The following is an 18,495-nucleotide window of genomic DNA, read 5'->3' on the forward strand; positions in this document are numbered from 1 at the left end:
AATCAAACCGATGAAAGAAATCATACTTGGCGTTAAAGTAAACACCGAAAATTACGATGAGCTGATCAAAAAACTATTCCAAAGAATAGACAACAACGAAAAATCACTTGTTGTGGCAATCAATCCAGAAAAGCTCATGAAAGCAAAAGAAGACCAATCTTTAAAAGACCTTCTAAACCGTGCGGAATTTCAAATTCCGGACGGCATAGGAGTAATTCTTGCTTCGAAGCTAAATAAAGGAAACATCAAATCGCGCGTAACGGGTATTGATATGATGGACCGCATCGTTAGAGAAGCTGCGAGAACACGTAAATCAATTTTCCTATACGGAGCAAAACCAGGTGTTGCTGAACAGGCAGCGGAAGCACTTCAGTTCACATACCCATCACTAATTGTTGCTGGTACGCAAGATGGTTATGAAAAAGACAATGAAATTGTCAAAAACAAAATCAACGAAGCAAAACCAGACATCCTTTTTGTAGCGATGGGTAGCCCTAGACAAGAAGAGTGGATCGAAGCAAACCGGGATCAACTTCATCCTTCTCTGTACCAAGGAGTAGGAGGGTCTTTCGATGTACTTGCAGGAAACATCAAACGCGCACCAGAATTTTTCCAAAAAACAGGACTAGAATGGTTCTATAGACTGGCAAAAGAGCCGTCACGCTTACAACGACAAATGGTTTTACCTAAGTTTTTACTGGAAACACTAAAATCAAAGTAAAGAAAATTTTCTAAAATTTTCTTGTTGACAGGCTTTTTTCTATTGAAGTATGGAAGAAAAGATGGTAGCATAAAAACTGTAAGGATAATTTCCTCAATAATATATATGAACAATTTCCAAAAAAAGTCGGTTGGTTGCCCACGCAAAAAAGCCTAAGTAAATGAAAATTTACTTAGGCTTTTTTGTGTTAATTATTCTCTATTACTTTAACGGACCAACTAGAAAAATCTGGCTGCTCTTTCAAGACCATTTCCTTAGGGAAGATAAATGTCCAAGGCTTACTTGTATTCGCTTGAACGGTAAGAGGAGGTAGAGTAAATGCGCCTTTAGCAACAATTTCTTTTGCTGCATCCATTACCTCTAATGGTAGTTTTTCAATGGATACATTCTTTTCATGACCACTGCGAATTAAAATCGTTACAGCCAAGCTACCATCCTCTTGAAAACGCTGCTGTAATCCCATGAAATTCAATTCATTTTTCTTGGGAACAGCTAAACCTTCCACCACTTTAGCTAATTGTTCTTTATCTGCACTCGCTAATGATTGTTCCCAATTCTCGTCTAAATCTAAACGGTGGGGAAGTTTTTGTTCAAAAGCAATTGACCAGTTTTCCTTTAAAATATCTTCGACAGGAACAAGTAAATGCTCTTTTTCAAAAGCGACAATCCAAGGCATAGCGCTCTCAGCAGGTATTACACCAAGTTCACTCAAATCTGCATCGATTCGGCCCAACATTTTTCCACTTTCATCTAATAAAACAAGGGGAGTGGTTCCAAGAGTAATCTCTTTCTCTAAAGATTGACGGAAGAAGAACTGTGCGTACACAGTTTCTTCTTCGATTCTCAACTCCAGGGGTGAAAGAGATAGTTGATTACGTTTCAAAGGAGCCAACTCGTTCAATAAAAACTGAAAATAGTATTGATCCTCTATTTGCTTTGGTTTTCCACCGAAAAAGTATAATTTCGTAAGTACTTCTTCTTCTCCAACGGCAGCGGCATTTTCTAAAATTTCTTCCGAAGAAATGGCTGTTTCTTTCTGTTTGTTCTTAGAAGTACCTTTGAAAAATGGAATTTTTATGCTCATTCTGTTTCGCCTCCATTAGTAGTATGCTGGTTAACTAAATTGGCAATCTCCATCGCGACGCCTTTCCCGATACCATGAACCATTTTGGTAAAGAGTACAAGACCTTCCCGTTCATATTGTCTCATCGGATCCTCTTGGGAATAGCTACGCATACCGATACCTTCTTTTAGTTTATCCATCGCATCCATATGCTGTAACCAGTGATGATCTACTCTACCAATTAAGTACAAACGTAATTGTTCTTTCTCCGTTGCATGGTTCAACAGTTCCAATACCGTATCTTTATACACATCGATTTGTGCATTTACTTGCTTTTTCACTTCATCCATAGAAGGGGCTACATCCCAAGCGGGTAACGATGTACCAGGCATCGCATCTAAAAATACCTGACGAAGTGTTTGGAAATCGGCTTCCGTAAGCTCACGTTCTTCATCGAAGAAAAAGTTAATTTCGTGTATAGGGAACTCTTTAATGAATGTAACAAAAGTTTCTTCTATTTGTTCACCATAAATTAAATGGTCACGAAGTTCATAAATAGTCTTCCGCTGAACATTCAACACATTATCCAACTTTAAATTGTACTCACGAACACTGTAACTTGCACCTTCGCAAATACGTTGTGTTCTAGTAATAAATTCTTCCACCTTTTTGTCTTGCACAAGCCCATCAGTTGCTGGTTTTACAGTAGCAACTAGCTTCTCCAGTTCTTCCCCAGCATAGCGTTTGAACATTTCATCCTCTAAAGAGATGAAAAACTCGGACATACCAGGGTCTCCTTGACGACCAGAACGACCTCTTAACTGATTATCAATACGGCGAGACTCATGCAGCTCTGTCCCGATAACATACAGTCCGCCAAGTTCAGCCACACCTTCGCCTAGCATAATGTCTGTTCCACGACCTGCCATATTCGTCGCAACTGTTACAGTACCTTTTTGACCTGCTAATGAAATAAGGGAAATTTCTTGGTCAATACTTTTAGCATTTAACACTTCATGAACAATACCTTCTTGTTTTAAATACTTCGAAACTTCTTCCGATTGAATAATAGAAGTAGTACCGATTAACACAGGTTGCCCAGTCGTATGAAGTTCCTTCGTCTTCTCTGCTACAGCTTTATACTTATCTTCAATTCTTGCATAAATACGATTAGGTAAGTCCTCACGAATAATTGGTCGATTAGTAGGTATTTTCATAACGTTCATCGCATATAATTCCTGGAACTCTTTTTCCTCTGTTTTTGCAGTCCCTGTCATACCAGAAAGTAAAGGGTACATACGGAAATAGTTCTGAATAGTAATAGAAGCTTGTGTTTTGTTCTCTTCTGAAATAAGTAATCCTTCTTTTGCTTCAATCGCCTGGTGAAGCCCATTCGATAACGTTCGGCCTTCCATAGGACGACCAGTAAACATATCAATAAGTAATACTTTTCCTTCTTTCACAATATAATCTACATCCCGGGCGAACATCATGCGTGCACGTAATGCTTGAATCATATAGTGATAGAGTGTTTGGTGATCCAAATCATATAAATTATCAATAGAGAAGAAGCGTTCGATCAGTTCGATTCCTTCTTCGGAGTAGCTTACTGTCTTCGTTTCTAAGTCATAGTGAAAATGCTCATCCACTTTAAACGATTTTACAAGCTTTGCACAAAGGGTACTTAGCTGATCATGAACATCTGTTTTCCCAGCAATAATTAATGGAGTTTTTGCTTCATCTATTAAAACGCTATCCACTTCATCAACTAAAGCAAAATGATACGGACGTTGCACACGCGAAGTGGCATTGTACGTCATATTGTCACGTAAAAAATCAAATCCAAATTCAGAACCAATACCATATGTAATATCTGCTGCATAAGCGGAAGCTTTTTGACTCGGATCCATCATGGGTAATGTAATCCCAACAGACAAGCCTAAAAATTCGTGAATTTGACCGATTAATTCACGGTCACGCTTCGCCAAATATTCATTCACGGTAATAACATGAACACCTTTACCTTCTAAAGCGCGAAGATAAGAGGGAAGAGAAGCAACTAATGTTTTCCCTTCACCAGTAGGCATTTCAGCGATATGGCCATCAGACAATACCATGCCTCCAATTAGTTGCACATCAAAATGACGCATGCCAAGCACGCGATCTGCAGCTTCCCGAATTACAGCAAACGCTTCAGGACGAATGGTTTCCACCTTTTCTCCTTGAGCAAGACGCTCTTTAAATTCAGAGGTTTTTTCTTGCAATTGCTCATCTGTAAGAGCACGAAGTGTATCACTCCAATTATCTATTTCTAGTAATTCCTTCTTATATAAATTCAATTTTTTTTCATCCACTGATGGGAAAATTTTTTGCCAAAACAGAGCCATTTGCCAGTCTCCTTTTTTATAAGTACTCAACAATTAATAAGTATAGCATAATTTATAAGAGAAATTAAAATTGGTTAAACTTTCCTCTATAGGAATAGTTTTTTGTTAAATAGCTTGAAATAATGATTTATTACTATATAATGGTAACTAGAGTTCGAAAAAAATGCTTAATTTTGGATATTTGTTTAATATGTTTCCAATAAAGTAATTGACAGAATTCTATTACCAATTTATACTTTAATGTGTAGTTGATAATCTATTAGCATTTTGCCGTGTTAATAGATTGCAAATTTATATTTACCTAGAGGAGGAAATTATTCAATGGCTAACCAACCAACGAAGTATCGTAAATTTTTAGCTGGTGCAGCTTCAGCAGCATTAGTAGCAACAGCGGTAGTACCAACTGCATTAGCAGCAGAATTAACAGACATCAAAGGGAACACGCACGAAGCAGCAATCAAATCTTTAGTTGAAAAAGGCATCATTTCTGGATACCCAGATGGTACATTCCAACCTAACAAAGATTTAACTCGTTCTGACGTAGTTAAATTACTTGGTAAATGGTTAGAAACTTTAGGAGCAAAAGTTCCTGCAGATTACAAAACAGTTCAACGTTTCGACGATGTTCCTGTAACTGCTAACGAAGAGTTAGTAAAATACGCAGCTCTTGTTAAAGACAATGGCGTATTTGTAGGTAGCAACGGTAAATTACTTGCTGCAGACAAAATCTCTCGTGAAAACATGGCTCTTGTATTAGTTCGTGCTTTTGACGCAGTCAATAAAACAGAAATAGTAAAATATGTGAATGCTCAAACTTTCACTAAAGAAGTAACTGACTTAGCAGCTGCTAAAGAAGAAGCTCGTGATGCAATCAATGTATTAGACTTCTTCAACATCACAACTGTTACTACATTCAACCCAAAAGGTAATGTAACTCGCGGTCAATTCTCTACTTTCCTTAACAATGTGATCAAAACTGAAGTTCCAACTACTGGCGCTACTAAAGTTGTATCAGTAAGTGCGACTAACCTTAAAGAGATCGTAGTTGCTTTTGACGGTACTGTTGATAAAGCTGACGCTGAAGATGCTGACAACTACTCAACAACTGCAGGCGCAATCGATTTTGCTGAATTGTCTGAAGATGGTAAGTCCGTAACATTGACTCTTGGTCAAGAATCTAACGGTACTGAAATCAAAATGACTAACCAAAAGAAATACAAAGTGTCAGTAACAAACGTTAAAGCAGGAGACAAAGAAGTTAGCGTAAAAGACTTTGAATTCTCACCACTTGACAACACATTACCAACTGCTTCTAAAGTTGTAACTCTTGGTAATAAGGCTGTTAAAATCGTTATGTCTGAGCCTGTTAAAGATGCTAAATCATCAAACTTCACTATCGATGGAAAAGCTTTCTACGGTACAGTAACAACAGATGGTAAAGAAATCGTATTAAAACCTTATGATGCTTCTGTTCTTTCAATCGGAGCTCATAAAATTAACGTTTCATTAGTAGAAGATTATTCTACATTAAAATCTCTTGCTACTGATTTTGATTTCACAGTAGTTGAAGATAAAGAAGGTCCTACTGTAACTGAAACAACTGCTACTCTTGAAAAAGTAACTCTTACTTTCAGTGAAGATATTGATCCTTCTACAGTATCAGCTGGAGATGTTTCATGGAAATCAGGTACAACAGTACACAAAGCTAGCTCTTTCACTAAAGTAGCTGGAAACAAATACGTATTTGAATTCACTGGTACTCACAAACTACCTGGATATGAAACAACATTATATATCGACTCAGTTTCAGATTACTCAGGGAATGCTAATGCTACTAAAGAAGTAAAAGTAACTGCTACAGTTGACCAAACTCGTCCAGAAGTTACAGATGTAAGAGTTTCTTCATCAGATAAATCTAAAGTGGTTGTTAAATTCAACAAAACTGTAAAAGCTGATGACAAAAAATATTACACAGTTACAAATGCTGATGGAGATAAATTAACAATTGCTGCTGTAAAACAATTAGACAGCAAATCGGTTGAACTTGACCTAGTTAATGATCTAGCAGGAACAAATACTCTTAAAATTTCTGGTATCAAGGATACAACTACTCTTGAAAACCAAATGTTAGAGTACACAACTGAACTTAAAGTTGGAGATACAACTGGGCCTTCAATTAGTTCAGTAACTGCAAGTGCAAGTCAAAGACAAGTTCTTATCACTTTTAATGAAAAAATGGACTTATCAACTTTGTCTAATCCAGCAAATTATTTAATGACATTTGATGGTTCTTCAAGACCTCTTACAGATGATGTGAGTATTACTCCAACTTCTGATGGAAAAGCTGTAATTTTAACATTCCCTGAAGAAATTAATAAAAAGGATGTAGTTATTTCTTCTACTCGTAAAGCAGATGGCACTGTTGATTTCACTGGTGCAACTTTAACGAAAATTCAAGTAATGAATGTTAAAGATGTTGCTGGGAACCTTTACGATGGTGTTGTATCAGGAATGAGAGATGTTATCAGTGAAGCAGCAGATCTTGTTGCAAACTATAACTCTAGTTACACAGGTTCAGCTGCATTGTTAACAGACCAACGTACTATCAAAGTTAAATTTACTCAACCAATCATTGATGCTGATGCAAATGACTTTGAATTAGCAGGTGCTGACATTGAGTCAGTAACAGCGGATGGAACTTCTACTGTAACAATTAAGTTTGAAGATGATCTTGGTACTACTGTAACTGGATTAGATCTTGAAATTGTTGCAGGTCATGACATTAAAACAGTATCAGGTAATGGACTTGTAGACTTCAACGGCGCAGCTGCTGACGTTGATCATGATGTTACATTAGCTGACGCAGTAAAACCACTTGTTGATACAAAAGGTAAAAAATTAAAATTAGAAACAGTTAATGGTAAAGATACAGCATACCTAACATTCAGCGAAGTACTTGAAGAAACTGCTTCTGACAGATATGCTGCTGATTTAGTTGTTTATGCGGATTCAGACTTAAATACAGCTCTAACACCTCACAAAGACTACCAAACTAATGTAGTTGCTGGTTCAAGTGAGATCGTAATTACTTTCACTAACAGTGACACTGGTTACGTAGTTGAAGTTGATGGAGCTAGATTTATTCAAGATACAACTGGTAACTTAGCAGTTGACTCTGAAGAATTTGATACTGGCGTGAAAGTTGCTGGAATTAACAACGCTGTATTAAATACTGCAGTTACAGCTGCTCAATTAAAACATGATGGAGCAACTGAAGGTCTTGCTAATGGAAACTATGCAACAGGTTCAAAAGCAACATATCTAACTGCTATTAACGCTGCTAAAGCTGTATTAAATAATGCTGCTTCTACACAAGCACAATTAGATTCAGCAGTAACTACTTTAGCAACAGCTACAAGCGATTTTGAAGCAACTAAAGTTGTTGTATCATTGACTGCACTAACTAATGCAATCACTGCTGCTACAACTAAAGAAGGTTTAGCGGTAGAGGGTGCTGGAGCTGGTGAATATGATGCTGGAGCAAAAGTTGCTTTCCAAGCTGCAATTGCTGCTGCAACTACAGTGAAAAACAATCCTGCTTCTACACAAGTACAAGTAAATCAAGCGGTAACTGATCTTGGAACTGCTGAAGGTACATTTGATTTAGCTAAAAACTAATTCAGATAATTCAAGTTCACTAGAGTTTGAATGATAATAGAATTGCAGAAATCCTCTTGAGTCTTTTGAGACTTGAGGGGATTTTCTGTTTGTTAAAGGTTGCAGTTATGCTATCCGTTTCCACTTTACAGTTTTTTGGATAAGATTCGGGTACCAGGTCCTAATACTATTCAGCCGATTTTATTCTATTGATGGAATAATTGAATGAGAGAATGCCTTGTGGAGAGAGATATCTGGAGGGCTTTTCTTTTGCCATTAATTCGTTTTGAATCACTTTTCAACCATTAATATTAAATAGAATAATAGTAATATCACTAAGCGCTAACTCTTTAAGTTGAGTTAGCGCTATTTCTATTTTAGGAGGAGAAGTATATGTGAAAGTATGGAGAACAAAAGGTACAACAGTTTTAAGGGATGTAAGAAAGTTAATTGTCTATAAAGCAAAAAGTAGTCAAGGTGAAAAATTTGGTTGCTTCTTTGTCTGTACCTACTGCTCTTTCAAATAGATGTTATAATCTTGAATACAATCATGGAAGCCCTAATTTCCTCTATGGAAGTAGGGTTATTTTAATTGGAGGGATTTTATGTAAGTGAGTGGAGTGTGAACGGTTCGAAGGATCGTAGTGTCCGAAGTCCAGCAGACTACTATGAAATTCACGTCCCTGTGTTAGACACAATTCAAAACAATTCAGATAACTTTATTCTAAAGAATGGAATAGTTGAATTAGAAAATGATCATAATCCGTTTTGAATGTCTTTTCTACCATTTAATATTAACTAGAATGATAGTAATATCACTACGTCCTAACTCTTTAAGTTGAGTTAGGGCTATTCTATTTTAGGAGGAGAAGTAAATGTGTAAGTACGGAGAACAAAAGGTAGAACAGTTTGAACTATTGAATGTGAGAGAAGAGATTTCAAAGAAGTTATCTGCTAAACGGGTCGTTATTGTGACGGTGAAGTTAGTAAGGGAGAAAACTTTGTTGTACAAAGTTCGTTCTGTTCGAAGTCCAGGGGATTGCTACAAGTTGTTCAAGCAATTTCTATGTGAACTTGATCGAGAGTATTTTGTAGTAATGTGTTTGGATGTGAAGAATTAGCCAACAGCTATTAATGTTTGTCACATAGGAAGTTTGAACGCAAGTATCGTACACCCTAGAGAAGTAATGAAAACGGCAATTCTGTCTAACTCGGCTTCAATAATAGTAGCTCACAATCGTCCCTCTGGTAACCAATCCAAGAAGATATTGATGTGACGAAACGCTTAGTAGAAGCAGGTATCATTATAGGAATAGAGCTAATGGATCATTTTATCGGTGATGATAGTTATGTATCTTGGACAAAACAGCTATCTATTTATAACAAATGAACAGTTAAAACCAGAACAAAATGAGGAGAAGTGAGTGTAATAATGGCTTATTTCTTCTTTTTTTAATTCTATGTATACCCACTATTCATATTATTCTAAAAATGAAAGAGGGAGTGTGAAGAAAAATCCAATTCATTTTTTTCAATAAAAGGTTTTCAAAGGATAGGCGAAGGATGAATAGTTCCTTAATAGAAACTCAAAGGCTGAATTATTTTTCATTTGTATATGGTATGCTTCATGCCATTTAAGCATTCAATTGACCACATTCTTTTTCATAAGTTGAAGTATCTCTTATAAAGAAATCATTCGCTTTATTTTGAAAAACTTTTTCATAAAGTGACTTCAACCACTTCGGCATTTTTCTTTTCTCTTAGATTGGTCAAACCCATTCGCTTTCTGTTGAAGTTTGCTGAGTATATTCCACACGCGATATTTCTTTTGTATTTTACCGTAGCAGTGCGAATACTTTGCAAGAACTTTTCCATCTTTAGATAGAAGACGGATAGTTTTATCTGTGTAACGGACAGTAATTGTTTCCCTTTTATATTCCTCAGGTGCTGAGTAGTAGTTACCTTTGAAAGAAATGAGTGTATTATTTCTTACTTTACGTTCATCTTCTTGCGTATAGATAAAGTGCTTTTTAGGTGCGCTGATCTTCCCACAATTTTCATGAAGTAATAAGTGGTCTATCGTATCATTTTTTTCATGATGCATCTTTTGATTTAGCTTTAGGGAGATTTTGTTTATTTTATCTTGCAAGTCTTTCAGTGAGGAAAAGCTTTGTTCAGCAATAGTCGGTGAACGCTTTAATGTCTTTGCACCATTTTCAACCGTACCTTTTTGATTTGGACAATAAGGTGTACATAATCAAACTTCCATCTTGATATGCTCTTGTAGCTGTTGGAATAATGTAGTCAATGTAGGGAGTTTTTTAAAAAAGAAGCTGCAATTCGCATATCGTCAATTAGTAGTATTGGATAGACGCCGCCAACGTGATTTGTAAATGCATTGAAAGCTTCTATAAAAGAACGTCCGTCCATTTTGCCCGTCACGTAAAGCGGTAATTACTATAACGGAAGGCAAAGACGGCAAAACACACCGCTTTATTCTTGCTGTTACCTTTATTTTTTCGTTCCCCAATCAAACAGAACCATGTTGCCTGGAGCATGATAAATGTCTAGATAACTTTCTTTCAGTCGATTTCGTTTAAGTTGTAGCCATGCTTTTGTCTTAGATTTAGTAATCTCAAATCCTTCTTTGGTTAATTCTTAGTGAACTTGATCTAATGAGAGTTTATATGTTTTTTTATCTTCAGCGAGGAAATAGCGAATAGGTTGTCTAACGATTTCTTTCAAAGCTTCGTACTTAGAGACTCTTTTTATTGTGTTCAATTTTGTGGAATTTGTAGGCTTGAATAACTTGTTACGGCTGTTAATGGTTTCTAGACAAACGTTCACTTCTGCTACGTAGGATTATTAGCAAGGAATAAAGGTATACTAGATAGGTATACAAATGGGGCCTTTAACCATCTAATAAGGTAACGGAAGCGCAGTTCGCACCCCTTCCTTATCTTCTTTTTGTTTACGAACATTCCAGTTATAAGTTTCGAGAATTAGTAAAAACGAGAAAAAGGTCCTCTGTATTTGTCGAATCACAGAGGAATTTCTGTTCTGTCAATGGTAATTCATGTTATACTGGTTTCAAAGAGAAGTGGCAGGAACGTTCCCTGCGTCGACTTCCAAACCTGCAGAAAATATAGCAGCAGAAGATATTACAGTAGTAGAGGACTCAATTCTACCAGTAGAACCTGAATTAAATAGACATGTGAGATCCAGCGGCAATTAGCCTCTGGATCTTTCTTTTATGTGGTATTATTACCATAATTTCGCATTAGACTTTACTAAATACTGGTCTTATACTAATTTAGTAGGTGTTATTTCTACATAAGTAGGACCAACTTTACTAAATAATAGTTTACTAATTTATATTTACCAATTAGGAGGAAATCATCCATGGCCAACCAATCAACGAAATACCGCAAATTTTTAGCTGGTGCAGCTTCAGCAGCATTAGTAGCTTCAGCGGTAGTACCAACTGCATTAGCAGCAGAATTAACAGACATCAAAGGGAACACGCACGAAAAAGCAATCAAATCTTTAGTTGATGCAGGTATCATTAAAGGATATCCAGATGGTACATTCAAACCAAACCAAGAACTAACTCGTAATAACGTAGTTAAAATGCTTGGTAAATGGTTAGAAACTTTAGGAAAAGCAGTTCCTGCAGATTACAAAACAGTTCAACGTTTCGACGATGTTCCATTAACTGCTGACGATGAGTTATTAAAATATGCAGCTCTTGTTAAAGACAATGGCGTATTCAATGGTAGCAACGGTAAATTACTTGCTGCAGACAAAATTTCTCGTGAAAACATGGCTCTTGTTTTAGTTCGTGCTTTTGACGCAGTAAATGAATCAGATCTAGTAAGCTATGTGAATGATCAAACTTTCACTAAAGAAGTAACTGACTTAGCAGCTGCAAAAGCTGAAGCTCAACCATTCATCAATGTTTTAGATTTCTTCAACATCACAACTGCAACTACATTCAACCCGAAAGGTAATGTAACTCGCGGTCAATTCTCTACTTTCCTTAACAACTTAATCAACACTGAAGCTCCTGTAGTTAAAGAAGCTGGAGTTGTATCAGTGAGTGCGATTAACGCTAAAGAATTAGTTGTTACATTCAACAAAGCAGTTGATGCAACAGATGCTGCAATTAAAACGAAATATGCTGTCGAAGGCGAAGTTATCTCTAACGCAGTAGTTTCAGAAGATGGCAAGACTGTAACTTTAACAACTGCTGATGAGTTAAAAGTATCAAATGCTAAAGTTACTGTTTCACCAATCAAAACAAAAGCAGATGCTACTGTTCTAACTTTAGAGTTCAACAAATTGCTAACATTTGCAGATACAACTCCTGTTGCTGTTAAATCTGTTGATGCAAAAGGAACTACAGCAGTTATCACTTTTGATGAGCCTGTACAAAGCGAAGGAACTGTAAGCTTGGATGGTGTTGAACTTGCATCTCCTGCTCAATATACTTTATCTGGTAAAACACTAACAATTACAGGTTTAACTGCTGATAAGTCTTATAAAGTAGATGTTGTTGGAGCAACTGACTTCGCTAACAATATCTCTAACCCTATCGCAGTTAACTTCACAGTAGCTAAGCCAGTAGTTGATAGTTCAAACCCAACTGTATCTACTACAGTTAACGGTACTGAAATCACTTTTGATTTCTCGGAAGAATTGTCTAAGCAGAATCTTGATGCGACTCCAGGTAGTGATGAGTATGCAAAAGTAACTGTAGGAACTACTGATTTCTACTTGACTGATGCTGAAATTAAAGATGCTACTGATAAAACTAAATTCACTTTAGATGCAGTATCTGTATTAGGTGCAGCGAAATTTATTAATACAAAAGTTAAAGTAGCAGGACAAAAAGACCTAGCTGGTAACGCTGGAGATGCATTTGAATTCGATGCTACTCTGACTAAAGATTCAACTCCTGCTACTCTTTCATCTACTTCAACTAAATTGTTAGTAGCGGATGATACAACTGTTACTACAGACGTAGATGCTTTATACCTTACTTTCAATGAACCTGTAAAAGTTAACGGTAATTTAACTCTTAATACTAAGAATGGTATTGTCTACACTACTGGAAATGTAACAGCTGTAAATGAAGCTGCTGGAACTGGTTTTGATGTTGATGGTAACGGTAAAATTGAAGGTACTGAGAAAAATACTATTAAAGTTTCTCTTGACTTAGATAGCAATTCAACATACTCTTTCGAATTAGCTGCTGGAGCCGTAGCAGACTTGTCTGGAAATGTGAATGCAGAAGCTATTACATTTAATGTTGCATCTGGTACTTTCCAAGCTAAACCTGAAACAGGTACAGCTTCATTAGTATTTGGTAATACTCCGGTTGTAGTAGATGCTAATAACAATAGAGTATTCACTGTTGAGTATGCTGCGGAGGTTACTTCTTCAGCAACAACAGTAGCTAACTACACTCTTGGAGGAAAAGTATTACCTTCTGGAACTCAACTTCAGTTTGTAGATGGAACTAAAAAAGTAAGATTCACATTACCTGAAGGTTCTATCACTGCTAATGGTAGCTATGTTCTTGAAGCTAAGAATGTTGTAGATACTAAAGGTAACACTCTTAAAGACGGTAAAGCTACAACTCCAGTTGTACTAAAAGAAAGCATTGCTCCAGTAGCTTCTAAAGTAACTGTAGTAGATAGCAAAACATTTACTGTTGATTTCTCTGAAGCAATTGCTGACCAAGCTACTGCTACTGGTTTAACAGTTAAGATTGCTGGAGCTACTGTAGTTCCTGCTTCAGCTGTAGCAGCTAATGGCAAGCTAACTATTAAGACAACTAATGACTTTGCTCTAACAGATAGCATTGCTGTTGAGTTTAAATCAGCTAACCTATTTGATGCTAATAAGAACAAAGTTAAAGACGGTTCTGTTTCTAAATAATTAGCATTATCTACAATGAACAACAATAACAAACACCCCTAATTCCTTTTGAGGAGTTAGGGGTGTTTCTATTTGAGAAGGAAAAGAAATGCTTTTGGGAAAGGTAATGATAATTTAGATGCACGAGAGATTAAAATGTCACCCAAATATTCTTCTTAATAATTTCCAAAAGAATGAATGCATTTTTCTAAGAAATATTGGCTTAATAATTGTAAACCTGCACTTTTCCTAGGGGTATATATAATAGAAGAAACTCAAAAATATTTCTAGTTTTTAAGTTCTAACCTGTGTATTTGGTTAACATGGATACTAATTTTACTTTATTTATTAAAATGGAATAGAGTGAAAAGTAGTCAAATGCGGGAATCTGGATCATCCGATTTAACCGTCAGCTTTCAGAGAAGGACGTCATTTCGATTAAAGTAATGAAAGATGAAATGGAAGTCCCAATAAAATTGACTTCAAAAATTGGAGAAAACAAAGTTATCGCTACCCCCATTTCACCGTATGAACAATCTACAAAGTACCGACTTGTCATTTTTGTTGATAAAGGTGAAAACTACCAAATGAACTTCGAGACAAGTTTTTAAAAATAGTAGTGAGTTACTAGGTTCACAATTCTGCTTAACATCATAGAATTGTCTTAGAATCTGGTAACCTACACTAGTATTTCCCTCAATTTATTCAACAGTCGCTCCCGTCGTTTTTTAATACCTGATTGACTAATTCCTGCTCGTGTTGCAGCTTGTTGGAGGGAGATACCTTCGATGAAGAGCCATGACAATAATCTTTGCTCGTCCCATGTTAATTTCTCTAGTGCGAGTCCAAGCTCTTCATGTTTAAAGGTACTGACTAGTGAGTGGTCTATTAAGAGACTCAGCTTTTCATCCTCCACTGGGTTAATAGTATCTTCGACATGCTTTTCCTTCTTTAACTCGTCCAGCATAGCCCCGTACATACTTCGATAGGCATACGGTGTGAATTCTCCTTTATCCTCATCGAACTTCACCCATGCTTTCCATAATGCAATATTTCCAGCTTGTTTGTATAACTCGTGATTTTTGTAAATGTGCAGTTTTCGAATGCAGGCCGAAATCATTGGTTCGTATTGTGTTAGAACTTCTTCAAACGTCTTCACTGTGCTTTCCTTTTGGAGTCGTGCACGATTCGGTTATTCCTAGGTAGCAATAGCATAATCGGTTTTTACAGGAAGTACGAATGACCCGATAGGAAGTTTACTTAGGGGAAACTGCATATTTGTTCTAGACAAACTAGCTGTTTGATTGTTGTAAACGTGAAGAAGGAGAGTATTTTCTTTTAGTGTGCCAGTCACCCACTCAACACGCTTATATATAGGAAACTTAATACCAATATTAATAGATAAATGTTATATTATAGTAATAGGTGTAAACTTTAGCAATATTTTTTCGTGCTGTTTATAAGCATTGTTCATATAAAAGGGGGAACTTCATTCATGAGAAAACAAAGTAGATTTCTAGCAGGAGCAGTTACGGTGAGCTTAGTAGCGACAACGGTTGTACCAACAGCATTTGCAGCAAGTTTTTCCGATACTAAAGGAAGTACACATGAAGAAGCGATATATGCACTAGTGAAAGCGGGTGTTATTAATGGCTATCCAGATGGCACTTTTAAACCGAACAAAACGCTGGTGCGTTCGGACGTAGTCAAGTTAATAGGGAAATATTTAGTATCGAAGGGCTTTAAAGTACCTGCTGATTATAAAACGAAGAGTCGTTTTACAGATTTAACAATTAAAAATACAGAAGATGAATTATTAAAATATGCAGCACTGGTTAAGGACAATGGAATTTTAGGTGGGAGTGATGGAAAACTTCTTCCGAAAGAAAATATGACTCGTGAAGATATGGCCATTGCTCTAGTACGCCTAACCAATGTCGTAGAAAAGGTTGATCTAGGAGCTTATGTGGCTAACCAAAAATTTACGGGTGACGTAAAAGATTTAAGTGCTGCCAAACAATCGGCTCGTGCCTATATTACCGTACTAGATTATTTTGATATTACGAATCCGAAGTTAGATAAATTTAATCCGAAAGACACAACGACACGAGGGCAATTCGCAACGTTCTTGCAGCGTACAGTAAAACTAGATTTATCTGCAGTAAAAGTAAAACCGATAGAGCTTACAAACTTCCAAGCAACAGGTGTGAAAGCATTAACCGTAACTTTTAATAAAGAAGTAAATCCAAGTACAGCAAAGTTTACCGTGAAAAAAGGAGCTTCTACTGTAGATATCTCAAGTGTTGAATTCTCGCAGGATAAAAAATCGGCGAAACTCCTATTACCTATTAACCTAACAGCAGGAACGTATGATGTTTCTGTAACGGGTATTGGAGAAATAACACGCTCAAAATCGGTAACTGTTATGAATGAAAAGGTAGATTCCATTGTAATTCCAACAAACAATGCCATTTTAAATGCAGTAGGAAATAAAGTAAAAGTTCCTTATAAAGTATTAAATCAATACGGAGAAGATATTACATTAAATAGTACAAACTTAACGGTGAATTCGAATGTAACTGGAGCTGGCAGTGACACTATTGTGAAGCCATCTGAAGGAATCGTAGAAATTACAAAAGCAACATCATCTGCTAATTTTAAACTAGGAGATAAAATCTCTCTTACTTTACTTGATACAGCGACGTCTACTTCTCAATCGAAATCAGTAACTGTTTCGGAAAAATCAAAAGTAGATGAAGTAAAGATTACTAGTGTCTACAATGATATCGATGCTGCAGCTACTTTAAATGTAGATGCGACATATGGAGACTTTCATTTAGTGCTAAAGGCGTTCGACCAATACGGGTTAGAGGTTCCGGCTCAGGACATCGCAAGTGATGTAGTAGTAGCAATTTCTGATACTTCTATTATAGATGTGAATAGTAGTGTAAGCTCACCAATCTTTACTCAACTGACAATTGATGGACAAAAGCAGACCGTTTTGGAACTAAAACAACCCAAGAATAAAAAAGTAGGGAAAGCAACCGTTTCTATCACGTCAAAATCGTCGGGAAAGATTGGTAAGTTCGAGGTGACAGCTGCTGAAGGGGTGAAGGCCGATACTATTACATTAACGGCTCCGACACTTGTCGTTGCAGGTGAAAAAACAGAAGTACCTTTCAAGGTATACGGTTTGGACGGCAGAGAAATTACAAATGCAACTACATTAAATAACGCAAATGGTGTGAAGGTAACAACCAATGATGCGAACTTAAAAGCTTCTATTGAAAATGACCCAATGACGGGCAAAGCGAAATTAGTAGTTACCGATACTTCCAATACTACAACAGATCGCCAAGTACTTATCTCAGCAACGACAGCGAATATGAAATCAGCGACACTAGTAGTAACCGTAAAAGCAAAAGCAGAAGCAAAAGCGATTATTGCAACGAAAGGCATCGAAACGAATTTGCTAGTTGGTGGAGCATTTTCATTATCCAAAGATACAGTACTTGTAAATGATCAGTACGGACGTGAAATTGCTTTATCAGCCTCGAACTTAGCAACAGCAGAGACAACTGCGAATGCAGGAAAATATTTGATCAAAGTGGAAACAACAGACGACAAAGTAGTGCTTTCTTCCAATAAAACTATTTCCGCAACAAATGCGGTCACTGTAACAGGAAATAAAAAAGGAAACAATGCCCTTAAGCTCACACTGCAACAAGTCGATGCAAAAGGTGTCGCAAAAACAATCGATTCCAGCGCTTATGAAATGAATCTGAAAGTGACAGACAAAGCAAATATCTTAGCATATGAATTGAAAAATATAGAAGTAATTTATGATAATCCTGCGAGTACATCAACGAACAACTATGCAAGAGAGCTAGTCGTCTATGGTATTACAACAGATGGAAACAAAGTAGTCGTACCAAAATCGGATTATACGGTGATTCCAGGTCACAACGATTTAGTATATGACGCTACGGCAGGCACTTTATTCGTCCGTGGCAATAAAGACATTGTAGACAAAGACGACAAGTACATTCCTGTGAAAGTCATCGTAAATGCAGAACGACAACCATTTACACTGGACCAAACAGTAATGATCACAAAAGCAGTACCATTCGCAAACAAAATCGATCTACAGACAATAAATAGTTTAACAGTTCGTGAAAACATCTTATATGTTCCAGGAACAACAGCAACAGTGAACATATCTTCCGCTGATTTAAAAGGCGCATTGAAAATTATCGACCAATACGGCGAAGACATTTCGAAAACAGCAGCGGATCGTATCAAACTAACCGCAACAAACCTAGTCAACTCAGACAATGACAACGTTGCACCTGCAGTAACCGGCAACGGCACAAACACACTAACATTCAATGGTGTAGAACGAGGCGACACATTCTACCTAACATACATCGTGGACGGAAACACACTGACAGCACAAGTAATTGTAGATTAGGTGCTAGATTAGGTGCCAGTCACCCATACAAATCAGAAACTATTCTGACAATAAAAATCCCCCGATCAATTTTGATCGGGGGATTTTTAGTTATTACGGGAGTGTTACTGGTGCCAGGCACCAGTAACACTCCCGTAATAGATCTATAAGGATGGTGGAGATATGCTTTTATGAATGTATTACAAAATTCCTCGGCGATTCTGACGATTAGGGCATATATAAGATTAGAATGGGTAGATCATTTAGAACAGATTAAGCCTCTTATAGATTTAAC

General features: G+C 36.7%; 11 protein-coding genes and 1 pseudogene. 8 read left to right on the forward strand and 4 right to left on the reverse strand.

Going from position 1 to position 18,495, the window contains the following annotated elements; genetic code table 11:
• Positions 1-10 precede the first annotated feature (10 nt).
• A complete protein-coding gene (locus MHH81_RS03560) occupies positions 11-721 on the forward strand; it encodes a WecB/TagA/CpsF family glycosyltransferase (protein ID WP_340917951.1) in 711 nt (236 codons plus the stop codon).
• Between the two features lie 187 nt (positions 722-908).
• On the opposite strand, the gene MHH81_RS03565 is transcribed toward MHH81_RS03560, so the two are convergent.
• Positions 909-1,805 carry an accessory Sec system S-layer assembly protein gene (locus MHH81_RS03565; protein WP_340917953.1) on the reverse strand — a complete coding sequence of 299 codons (897 nt, stop codon included), beginning with the start codon at positions 1,803-1,805 and terminating at the stop codon, positions 909-911.
• Complete coding sequence (secA2, locus tag MHH81_RS03570; RefSeq protein ID WP_340917955.1) at positions 1,802-4,171, reverse strand: accessory Sec system translocase SecA2; 2,370 nt, start codon at positions 4,169-4,171, stop codon at positions 1,802-1,804. The genes MHH81_RS03565 and secA2 overlap by 4 nt, the downstream gene beginning before the upstream one ends.
• A 321-nt stretch (positions 4,172-4,492) precedes the next feature.
• Here secA2 and MHH81_RS03575 point away from each other — a divergent pair, with 321 nt between their 5' ends.
• The 3 genes and pseudogenes from MHH81_RS03575 (at position 4,493) to MHH81_RS03585 (ending at position 9,218) form a co-directional block, all read left to right on the forward strand.
• The gene (locus MHH81_RS03575) at positions 4,493-7,849 is read left to right on the forward strand and encodes an S-layer homology domain-containing protein (protein WP_340917957.1); all 3,357 of its coding nucleotides are present in this window, start codon (positions 4,493-4,495) and stop codon (positions 7,847-7,849) included.
• 571 nt (positions 7,850-8,420) lie between these two features.
• Positions 8,421-8,600, forward strand: coding sequence for a hypothetical protein (locus MHH81_RS03580; RefSeq protein WP_340917959.1), 180 nt, complete (start codon positions 8,421-8,423; stop codon positions 8,598-8,600).
• Positions 8,601-8,703: 103 nt separating this feature from the next.
• Positions 8,704-9,218 (forward strand): annotated as a pseudogene (locus tag MHH81_RS03585) (JAB domain-containing protein).
• 342 nt (positions 9,219-9,560) lie between these two features.
• Here MHH81_RS03585 and MHH81_RS03590 read toward each other — a convergent pair.
• Complete coding sequence (locus tag MHH81_RS03590) at positions 9,561-9,977, reverse strand: Mu transposase domain-containing protein (protein ID WP_340917961.1); 417 nt, start codon at positions 9,975-9,977, stop codon at positions 9,561-9,563.
• Between the two features lie 927 nt (positions 9,978-10,904).
• Between MHH81_RS03590 and MHH81_RS03595 the strand changes: the two genes are divergently transcribed.
• The 3 genes from MHH81_RS03595 to MHH81_RS03605 all read left to right on the forward strand — a co-directional run bounded on the left by MHH81_RS03595 (position 10,905) and on the right by MHH81_RS03605 (position 14,361).
• Positions 10,905-11,063 (forward strand): hypothetical protein, encoded by a 159-nt coding sequence (locus MHH81_RS03595; RefSeq protein WP_340917964.1) that lies wholly within the window; start codon positions 10,905-10,907, stop codon positions 11,061-11,063.
• A 167-nt stretch (positions 11,064-11,230) separates the two neighbouring features.
• Complete coding sequence (locus tag MHH81_RS03600; RefSeq protein ID WP_340917966.1) at positions 11,231-13,771, forward strand: S-layer homology domain-containing protein; 2,541 nt, start codon at positions 11,231-11,233, stop codon at positions 13,769-13,771.
• A gap of 455 nt (positions 13,772-14,226) precedes the next feature.
• Entirely contained in the window at positions 14,227-14,361 is a 135-nt protein-coding gene (locus tag MHH81_RS03605) for a hypothetical protein (RefSeq protein WP_340917968.1), read from the forward strand.
• Positions 14,362-14,429: 68 nt separating this feature from the next.
• Here MHH81_RS03605 and MHH81_RS03610 read toward each other — a convergent pair whose 3' ends face one another.
• Entirely contained in the window at positions 14,430-14,909 is a 480-nt protein-coding gene (locus tag MHH81_RS03610) for a sigma-70 family RNA polymerase sigma factor (protein ID WP_340917970.1), read from the reverse strand.
• 336 nt (positions 14,910-15,245) lie between these two features.
• Between MHH81_RS03610 and MHH81_RS03615 the strand changes: the two genes are divergently transcribed.
• A complete protein-coding gene (locus MHH81_RS03615; protein ID WP_340917972.1) occupies positions 15,246-18,221 on the forward strand; it encodes an S-layer homology domain-containing protein in 2,976 nt (991 codons plus the stop codon).
• Positions 18,222-18,495 lie beyond the last annotated feature (274 nt).

The organism is Psychrobacillus sp. FSL H8-0484 (assembly GCF_038005325.1).
Classification (GTDB): Bacteria; Bacillota; Bacilli; order Bacillales_A; family Planococcaceae; genus Psychrobacillus.